The sequence below is a fragment of the Mesorhizobium sp. M7A.F.Ca.MR.245.00.0.0 genome, from assembly GCF_003997415.1.
Taxonomy (GTDB): Bacteria; Pseudomonadota; Alphaproteobacteria; order Rhizobiales; family Rhizobiaceae; genus Mesorhizobium.
The window spans coordinates 135,353-144,881 of record NZ_RZTE01000013.1 but is presented as its reverse complement, the minus strand read 5'-3'; the positions used below and the strand labels follow the sequence as shown (position 1 = coordinate 144,881).

General features: G+C 63.6%; 7 protein-coding genes. 3 read left to right on the top strand and 4 right to left on the bottom strand.

Going from position 1 to position 9,529, the window contains the following annotated elements:
- Nucleotides 1–23 precede the first annotated feature (23 nt).
- Both guaD and EOB80_RS16185 read right to left on the bottom strand, forming a co-directional pair.
- Nucleotides 24–1,340 (bottom strand): guanine deaminase, encoded by a 1,317-nt coding sequence (gene guaD, locus EOB80_RS16190; RefSeq protein WP_127328590.1) that lies wholly within the window; start codon nt 1,338–1,340, stop codon nt 24–26.
- Nucleotide 1,341: 1 nt separating this feature from the next.
- Nucleotides 1,342–2,559: a urate hydroxylase PuuD gene (locus tag EOB80_RS16185; protein ID WP_127328589.1), complete on the bottom strand. Its 1,218-nt coding sequence runs from the start codon at nt 2,557–2,559 to the stop codon at nt 1,342–1,344.
- Nucleotides 2,560–2,721: 162 nt separating this feature from the next.
- On the opposite strand from EOB80_RS16185, the gene EOB80_RS16180 reads away from it, so the two are divergent.
- From EOB80_RS16180 to EOB80_RS16170, 3 genes are all read left to right on the top strand, one after another.
- Entirely contained in the window at nt 2,722–3,642 is a 921-nt protein-coding gene (locus EOB80_RS16180; protein WP_127328588.1) for a LysR family transcriptional regulator, read from the top strand.
- Between the two features lie 103 nt (nt 3,643–3,745).
- Nucleotides 3,746–4,759, top strand: a complete 1,014-nt coding sequence (locus EOB80_RS16175; RefSeq protein WP_127328587.1) for an LLM class flavin-dependent oxidoreductase — start codon at nt 3,746–3,748, stop codon at nt 4,757–4,759.
- Nucleotides 4,756–6,021 carry an LLM class flavin-dependent oxidoreductase gene (locus tag EOB80_RS16170; RefSeq protein ID WP_127328586.1) on the top strand — a complete coding sequence of 422 codons (1,266 nt, stop codon included), beginning with the start codon at nt 4,756–4,758 and terminating at the stop codon, nt 6,019–6,021. The genes EOB80_RS16175 and EOB80_RS16170 overlap by 4 nt, the downstream gene beginning before the upstream one ends.
- On the opposite strand, the gene xdhC is transcribed toward EOB80_RS16170, so the two are convergent.
- Both xdhC and xdhB read right to left on the bottom strand, forming a co-directional pair.
- Nucleotides 6,018–7,028 (bottom strand): xanthine dehydrogenase accessory protein XdhC, encoded by a 1,011-nt coding sequence (gene xdhC, locus EOB80_RS16165; RefSeq protein WP_127328585.1) that lies wholly within the window; start codon nt 7,026–7,028, stop codon nt 6,018–6,020. The two genes, EOB80_RS16170 and xdhC, sit on opposite strands and share 4 nt — an antisense overlap.
- Nucleotides 7,029–7,101: 73 nt before the next feature.
- Nucleotides 7,102–9,462, bottom strand: coding sequence for a xanthine dehydrogenase molybdopterin binding subunit (gene xdhB, locus EOB80_RS16160; protein ID WP_127328584.1), 2,361 nt, complete (start codon nt 9,460–9,462; stop codon nt 7,102–7,104).
- Nucleotides 9,463–9,529 lie beyond the last annotated feature (67 nt).

The following is a 9,529-nucleotide window of genomic DNA, read 5'->3' as shown; positions in this document are numbered from 1 at the left end:
GTTGGCAATCCGGGTGAGGGGTCTTACCCCGCGATCATATCCGCCTTGGCTGCGCGCCCCGCCACATAAACCTCGCGGACAGTGCGGTCGTCGCCAAGCGTCTGCAGGAGAAACAGTTCCTGCGCCAGCGTCTCGACCGTTTCCATCCTAAGCCCCATCGCCGGCGTCGCCCTGGCGTCCAGCACGACGATGTCGGCATCGCTGCCTTCATCCAGCGTGCCTATCTTTTCCGCCACCGACAGCGCCTCGGCATTGCCGCGCGTCATCTGCCAGAAGGACTGGAACGGGTTGAGCTTCTCGCCGTTCAGCGCGATCACCTTGTAGCCTTCGTCCATGGTGCGCAGCATGGAGTAGTTGGTGCCACCGCCGACATCGGTGGCGGCGGCGATGCGGAGCGGCTTGTCGCGGCGACGAAAGCGCTGATAGTCGAACAGGCCGGACCCAAGGAACAGGTTGGAGGTCGGGCAGAACACCGCCACCGAGCCACTGTCGGAAAGCGCACTCGCTTCGCGCTCCGAGAGATGGATGCAGTGCCCGAACAGGCTCTTTTTCCCCAACAGCCCGTAGTGCTCGTAAACGTCGGTATAGTCACGCGACCACGGATAGAGTTGCTGCGTGAAGGCGATTTCGGCGAGGTTTTCCGACAGATGCGTCTGCATGTGCAAGTCGGGATATTCCCGACACAGCGCGCCCGCCATCTCCATCTGCTCCGGCGACGAGGTGATGGCGAAGCGCGGCGTGATGGCGTAGTGCTGCCGTCCCTTGCCGTGCCATTCCTTGATCAGCGCCTTCGTGTCGTCGTAACCCGATTGCGGCGTGTCGAGCACGCCGTCGGGCGCATTGCGATCCATCATCACCTTGCCGGCGATGTTGAGCATATTGCGGTCATGCGATTCGGCAAAGAAGGCCTCCGCCGAAGCCTTGTGCACCGAACAGTAGGCGGCAACCGTCGTCGTGCCATGGCGCACCATTTCGTCGAGGAACAGCCGCGCGATGCGGCGGCCGTGCTGGGCGTTGGCGAACTTCGTTTCCTCCGGAAAAGTGTAGGTTTTCAACCAGTCGAGCAGTTCTGCCCCATAGGAGGCGATGACCTGCATCTGCGGAAAATGCACATGCGCATCGATGAAGCCGGGCAGCAGCAGATGCGGCCGGTGGTCGATTTTCTTCGCCGTCTTGCCGGCCTGCTTTTCAACATCGGCATAGGTGCCCGCAGCGACGATCCGGCCGTCGCGGATCAGCAGGCCGCCATCCTCCTCGTAGCGCCAGGCGGAATGATCGTCGATGGTCTGCGGCCAGCGCACGAAGGACAGCGTGCGGCCGCGCAGAAGTGTCGAGTTCATGCTATCTCCCTGCGCCTTCGAACCAGGCCACCAGCAGTGCCCTTTCCTTGTCGGTGATCTGGCTGACGTTGGCGGGCGGCATGGCGTGGCTGCGGCCGGCCTGCAGATAGATCTCTCGGGCGTGATTGGCGATGTCGGCATCGGTGTCGAGCATCACGCCCTTCGGTGCATGATAGATGCCCTCATAGACCGGCTCCGCCGCATGGCACATCGAGCAGCGGCCGAGCACGGTGTCGCGTACGGCCGGGAAATGCGCCGAAGCGACATAGATCTGCGCCGCCGCCGATTCCTTCGGTTCGCCGGTCAGCACCTTCGGCGCGGTCGACAGCCAGATGATGACAATGAACAGGACGAGTGCCGCCATCCAGGTCCAGGTCGGATTGCCCTTGCGGGCATGGATCGAGTTGAAATAGTGCCGGATCAGCACGCCGATGATGAACACCAGCGAGGCGATGACCCAGTTGAACTCAGTGCCGAACGCCAGCGGATAGTGGTTCGACAGCATCAGGAACAGCACCGGCAGCGTCAGATAATTGTTGTGAAGCGAACGCTGCTTGGCGATCTTGCCATATTTCGGATCGGGCTTGCGGCCGGCGATGAGGTCGGCGACAACGATCTTCTGGTTTGGGATGATAACCATGAAGACATTGGCCGACATGATCGTGGCGGTGATGGCGCCCAGATGCAGGAAGGCGGCGCGGCCGGTGAACAGGTGCGTCAGCCCCCAGGCGATGAACACCAGCACGCAATAGAGCACCAGCATCAGGCCGGTATCGCTTTTTCCCAGCGGCGAGCGGCACAGCAGATCATAGACCACCCAGCCGACGCCGATCGTTGCCAGCGACAGCAGGATGCCTGTAGGCACCGACATCGGCAGCACGTTGGGATCGATCAGGAACAGATCGGCTCCGGCGTAGTAGACGACGCACAGCATGGCGAAGCCGGACAGCCAGGTGGCGTAGGATTCCCATTTGAACCAGGTCAGGTGTTCCGGCATTTCGGCTGGTGCCACGAGATATTTCTGGATGTGGTAGAAGCCGCCGCCATGCACCTGCCATTCCTCGCCGAAGGCGCCGACGGGCATGCCGGGACGCTGGCGCAGGCCGAGGTCGAGCGCGACGAAGTAGAAGGACGAGCCGATCCAGGCGATGCCGGTGATGACGTGCAGCCAGCGCACGGCAAAACTCAGCCAGTCCCAGAAAATCGCGAAATCCATCATTGAAATCGTCCCTGCCGATTGGGCGACTTTACGGGTTGGAGCGCAAACGGAAAGAGGCGAGGTGCACGATGACTTTCAAAAAAATATGGAAAATACTAGGGTAGTCACACGCAGCAGGATGGGAGCCGCCCGAAGGCGGCCTCAGGAAAGCCACGAAACCGTATGGCCTATCTCGACAACATTGCCGTCTTCGTTCGCGTCGTCGAACTCGGCAATCTGTCGGCGGCCGGGCGCGACATGCGGATTTCGCCGGCGGTCGCCTCCAACCGCATCAAGGAGTTGGAGAAGCACCTGGGCGTGCGTCTGTTCAACCGCACGACGCGGCAATTGATGCCGACCGAGCATGGCACGGTTTTTTACGGGGGCGCAAAGCAGGTGCTGGAGGCGATCACCGAAGCGGAAGCCGCGGTCTCGGCGCTTTCCGGTCAGCCGCGCGGCACCATCCGCGTCACCGCCCCCTTGGGCCTCGGCCGTCGGTTGGTGGCCTCGGGCATTCCCGATTTTCACGACAGATACCCAGACATCGAGGTGAGGCTGAGGCTTTCGGATCACAATGTCGACATCATGAAGGAAGGCATCGACGTCGCCTTCCGGCTCGGCATCATCGAGGATTCCAGCCTCAGGATGCGCGGCATCATGGAATGCGAGCGCGTGCTGGTGGCGGCGCCGAAATATCTCGAGGCGCGCGGCGAACCGATCGAGCCGCAGGAACTGATCGGCAAGAAGCACGACTGCCTGATGCTGCGTTATTCCGGCGCGCGCGAATATGTGTGGACGCTGCAGACCCCCACAGGCCCGCAGAAATTCGAGGTGCACGGGCCATATGACACCGACGATGGCGACGTGCTGACCGGCTGGGCGCTTTCAGGCCGCGGCATCATCAACAAGCCGCGCTTCGAGGTCGAGCCGTTCATCCGCGACCGGCGGCTGAAGGTGATCCTGAACAGCACGCCACCGACACCGGTGCAGTTCGCCGCCGTGTATCCGCACAAGAAGCTGCAGGATCCAAAAGTGCGGCTGCTGCTCGACTTCATGGCCGAGCGCTGCCAGCGACTGATCAACGATCTGCTAGCTGGAAAATAATGCTGGCCTCCACGTGACCGGCGGTTGGCCCAGCGCCACCGGTTGCCATCCCCTGAAGTGGCGAACATAGTTCGGGTGGTATTTCGTCTCGCAGGCACTATCGATGGACAGCGGCGCCACAATGCATCTTGCCGTTTCGCTGTTTCCGGGGATCGCCGATCCATCGCCGGAACCGGGATTCAGCCGCCTGACTGGTTTCGTGCAAAAGGCCGAAGCAGCGGGCCTGGACATGGTGCTGCTTGCCGATTCCGCACCGGCGTCCGGCGGCGGTGCCGCGAACAGCCCGATGCCCTTCGAAGCGACCACTTTGCTGGCCGCATTGGCGACTGTCACAAGCAGGATCGGGCTCGTCGCCGCGGCATCGACCGTCGCCCACCAGCCATACAATCTGGCGCGCCGTTTCGCCTCGCTCGACATTATCGGCCATGGCCGCAGTGGCTGGAACGCAACCATGACGCAAGCGCCACGGGAAGCAGCCAATTTCAGCCGGCCCGAGGGATTTTCGCCTGACGATTTCCGCCGTCGCAGTGAGGAATATATCGGCATCGTGCAAGGTCTGTGGCGGGGCTGGGATGCGGACGCGCTGCTGTTCGACCAGAGCGGCGGCCGCTTCCATGACCCCGAAAAGATGCATCTGCTCGACCACAAGGGCGGGTTCTTTTCCGTGCGCGGACCGCTGAACGTCGCCCGTTCGCCGCAGGATACGCCAGTGCTCGTCTTGTCGGACCTGAGCGAAGCCGACCTGGATATTGCCGCCCGCACCGCCGATGTCATCCTGCTGGATGACGGACCGTTGGACGGCACGACAGAACGCTACGACGATATCCGGCGCCGTGTCACGGGGTGCGGACGCGATCCGGACGCTGTCAAAGTGCTGACAAACGTCGCGCCTACCGCCGATAGTAAGCTGGCTGCCCTCGCCGACAGGCTGGAAAAGGAATTCCGGGCGAGAGGCTGCGACGGGTTCAACATCCTGATGCCGGCACAGCTTTCAGCGCTCGACGATTTCGTCGATCTGGTTTTGCCGGAACTGAGGCAGCGTGGCCTGTTTCGAGAGAACTATCGCGGCACGACGTTGCGCTCGCATCTCGGGCTTGCCGGCGGAGGTGACCGATGACCGCTCGCCAGATCAAGCTCGGCGCCTTCCTGTGGGCGACAGGCCACCACATCGCGGCCTGGCGCCATCCCAAGGTGCACGTCACCGCCGGCATAGACATCGATCATTACATCCAGCTGGCGCGCACGGCGGAGGCGGCGAAGTTCGACATGATCTTCTGCGAGGACGCCGCCGGCCTGCGCGAAGCCAATATCGGCATTGCCAGCCAGACGTCGCGCTCGATCGGCTTCGAGCCGATCAGCCTGCTTTCGGCGCTTGCCGTCCAGACCAGCCGCATCGGCCTCGTCTCGACGGCCTCGACAAGCTACAACGAGCCCTATGGCCTGGCGCGAACCTTCCTGTCGCTCGACCATCTGAGCGGCGGCCGGGCCGGCTGGAACCTGGTCACCTCGGCCAGCCCCGTCGAGGCCGCCAATTTCGGCTCGACCGGCCTCAAGCCCCATGCCGATCGCTATGAGCGCGCGCGTGAATTCGCCGAGGTGGTAACCGGCCTGTGGCACGGCAAGGCCTCCGGCCATGACGGCCAGAGCTTTTCGGTTCGCGACCCGCTCGATCTGCCGCGTTCGCCGCAGGGCGCGCCTGTCATGGTCCAGGCCGGCGCCTCGGATGTCGGCCGCGACCTTGCCGCCCGCACCGCCGACGTGGTGTTCACCGCGGCGCAGACCTTCGAGGAAGCGAAGGCCTTTTACGACGACCTCAAGGGACGTCTGGCGGCCTACGGGCGCGAGCCTGACGACATCAAGATCATGCCGGGCGTCGCGCCAGTGGTGGCGGAGACCGAAGCGGAGGCCCGTGAAAAATATGAGGAATTACAGGCGCTGATCCCCGACGACGTCGGTGTGGCGCTGCTGTCCAGCTATCTCAGCATCTCCGATCTGTGGCGCTATCCGATCGACGGGCCGCTGCCGGACCTGCCGGAGAGCGAGGGGATGAAAAGTCGGCAGGCGCTGGTCATCGAGCAATCGCGCCGCGACAACCTTTCCATTCGCCAGCTTGCCCGCCATTTCGCCGGCGCGCGTGGACATTGGCGCATCGTCGGTACGGCGGCCCAAATCGCCGACGAGTTGCAGGCGCGGTTCGAGGGCGGTGCGGCTGACGGCTTCAACGTCATGCCCTCATATTTCCCTGGCGAGCTGGATGCCTTTGCCACGCTCGTCGTGCCGGAACTGCAGCGGCGCGGCCTGTTCCGCAAGGAGTACGAGGGCCGCACATTGCGCGACCAACTGGGTTTGAAACAGCCGGTTAACTGCGGCGCAGCCTAGCCTGCCATCACCCTGCCATGCGGAATTTGATGGTCGGCACTTGAGGGTGCGTTGTGACTGACCAGCGCTGTCATGATCTCGGCTGCCGCCAGCGCCGCGATGACCTGCGGGCGCTTGTCCTTGACCGTATCGCCGCCGATCGGCGAGACGAGGCGGGCAAACTCGGCTTCGCTGCCTGCCGCTGATTTCAGGAACCAGGTCCTGAACGTCGCTTTCTTGGTCTTCGAGCCGATCATGCCGACATAGGCGGTGTCGCCGCGCTTCAGCGCCTCGGCGACGATCAGGAAATCCAGCGCATGATCGTGGGTGAGGATGGCGAAGGCGGTGCCAGCCGGAGCGTCGCGCACCATCGCTTCCGGCATAGCTGTCAGCCGCGTCTCGACGGTTTCCGGCATGCCTTCCAGTGCTTCGGCCCGCGTCTCGATGACGACGCCGTGCACGGGAAGCAGTGCGATCGTCGACGCCAGCGCCTGGCCGACATGGCCGCCGCCGAAGATGTAGACATGCGGCAGGTGCGCCTCCTCGGCTTCCGCGGCCGCAACCAGATCGGCGGCAAGGGCTGCATCGGCGAGCCGGATCAGCACTTCGACGCGCCCGCCGCAGCATTGGCCGATTTCCGGGCCTAGCGGGACGTCCAGGGTAGCGCAGACTTTGTCAACCTCGATGCGGGTTCCCCTCCCCCTCGAGGGGAGGGTGGCGGCGAAGCTGCCGGGTGGGGTCGGATCGACCGGGCTCAACGCCCTGGCGGTGCCTTCTGATAGGACCCCCTCTGTCGGCTTCGCCGACATCTCCCCCTCAAGGGGGGAGAAGAGCATCTGCCTGGCCTTGTCGATTGCCATGTATTCGAGCTGACCGCCGCCGATCGTGCCAAAGATCGCCGCCCGCGAGACGAGCATAAATGCGCCCTTCTCGCGTGGCGTCGAACCTTTTGTGCCAGCCACTTCGACCAGGGCAATCCGGTCGGCGCTGGCGAGAAAGGCTTTCAGGCTTTGCACTTTCGAGTTCATGGTTCGCATTCCCGTGCGGGAAATATAGGTTTTTTCGGCCCGGATTGCACGCATTGCCGACCCTGGGCCGGATTCAGGCGCCGGCCTCTTTCTTCAGTCGCTCAATCGCCATCAGCACCTGCTCCGGCGTTGCCGGCGCATCGAGGCGCGGACAGACCTTGTTGTCGGCGACGCTGGCCACCGCATCCGACAGCGCATGCAGCACCGACATGCCGAGTGGGAACGGCGGCTCGCCGACCGCCTTGGAGCGGTGGATGGTCGGCTCGCCGGCTTCCGGCCAGTCGGCCAAGGTGACGTTGAAGATCTTCGGCCGATCGGAGGCGAGCGGGATCTTGTAGGTCGACGGCGCATGCGTGCGCAGCCGGCCCTTGGCGTCCCACCACAGTTCTTCCGTCGTCAGCCAGCCCATGCCCTGGATGAAGCCGCCCTCGATCTGGCCGATGTCTATAGCTCGGTTCAGCGAGCGCCCGCAGTCATGGAGAATATCGGTACGCTCGACCATGTATTCTCCGGTCAGCGTGTCGACCGAAACTTCCGAACACGAGGCGCCATAAGCGAAATAATAGAAGGGGCGGCCCTCGCCCTTGTCGCGGTTCCAGTGGATTTTTGGCGTCTTGTAGAACCCCGCCGCCGACAGCTGGATGCGCGCCATATAGGCCTGCTTGACGAGGTCGGCGAAGGCGATTTCCTGGTTGCCGATGCGCACCCGGTTGGGCAGGAACAGCACCTGATCGCGCGGCACCTGGTATTTTTGGGCGGCGAAATCGGTCAACCGATCCTTGATCTGGCGAGCGCCGTTCTGCGCCGCCATGCCGTTGAGGTCGGAGCCGGACGACGCTGCCGTGGCGGAAGTGTTGGGCACCTTGCCGGTCGTGGTCGCGGTGATCTTGACCTGGTCGAGGTCGATCTGGAACTCTTCCGCCACCACCTGCGCCACCTTGACGTAGAGGCCCTGCCCCATCTCGGTCCCGCCATGGTTCAGATGCACCGAACCGTCGGTGTAGACATGCACCAGCGCGCCGGCCTGGTTGTAGTGGGTGGCGGTGAACGAGATGCCGAACTTGACCGGTGTCAGCGCCAGGCCGCGCTTGATGAAACGGCTGTTGGCGTTGAAGGCCGATATCTCACGCCGCCGCCGCGCATAGCTGGCGCTTTCCTCCAACTCGGCGACGATGCGCTGGATGATGTTGTCCTCGACCGTCTGGTGGTAGGGCGTGATGTTGCGGCCCCCCTCGCTATCACCACTGGTGCCGTAGAAATTCTTTTTGCGGATTTCGAGTGGATCCTTGCCGACGGCAAAGGCCACCTCGTCGATGACGCGCTCGGCGCCGACCATGCCTTGCGGGCCACCGAAACCCCGAAACGCGGTGTTCGACACGGTGTTGGTGTAGAGCGGCGCCGACTGGGCATGCACCGCTGGCCAGAAATAGGTGTTGTCGCAGTGGAACAGCGCGCGATCGGTCACCGGGCCGGAAAGGTCCGACGAAAAACCGCAGCGCGCCGCGAACATGAAATCGACGCCGAGGATATTGCCCTCGTCATCGAAGCCGACCTCGTAGTCGACGAGGAAATCATGACGCTTGCCGGTGGCGATCATGTCGTCGTCGCGGTCGGGCCGGATTTTCACGGCGCGATGGTGTTTCTTCGCGGCGATCGCGGCCAATGCGGCAAACTGGTTGCCCTGCGTCTCCTTGCCGCCGAAGCCGCCGCCCATGCGGCGGATTTCCACCGTGATGGCGTTGCTCGGCACGCCGAGCGCGTGGCTGACCATATGCTGGACTTCGCTCGGATGCTGGGTCGAGGAATAGATGGTGACGTCCTGGTCCTCGCCGGGCACTGCCATGGCGATATGGCCTTCAAGGTAGAAGTGTTCCTGGCCACCGATGCGCATTTTTCCTTTTAGCCGGCGCGGCGCCTGACGGATCGCTGTAGCGGCATCGCCGCGCTTCAGCGTGAGAGGCGGCGTGACGAGCTTGTCCTTCTTCGGGTCAAGCGCGCCGATGTCGGTGACGAAGGGCAATTCCCTGTATTCGACCTTGGCCAGTCGCGTCGCGCGACGCGCCTGCTCGCGCGTCTCGGCAATGACGCAGAAGATTGGCTGGCCGTAGAATTGCACCTTGCCGTCGGCCAGCACCGGCTCGTCGTGACGGCCAGTCGGCGAAATATCGTTCTCGCCCGGCACGTCACTGGCCGTCAGCACGTCGACAACGCCGGGCGCTGTACGCACCGCCGAGAGATCCATGCTGGCGATCGTGGCATGCGTGGCGGTGGAAAGCCCGAGGCAGCCATGCAGCGTGCCGGCCGGTTCCGGCATGTCGTCGATATAGACGGCAGTGCCGCTGACGTGCTTGTGGGCGGAGTCGTGACGCTGATCGGTGGCAACGCCGCCGGCGATCTTTTCAGCCTTGAGGTTGGGGGCGGAGTGCTTGTTCATCATGCGCGCCCTTTCCCTTCTCCCCGTTCACGGGGAGAAGGTGGCCCGAAGGGTCGGATGAGGGGCA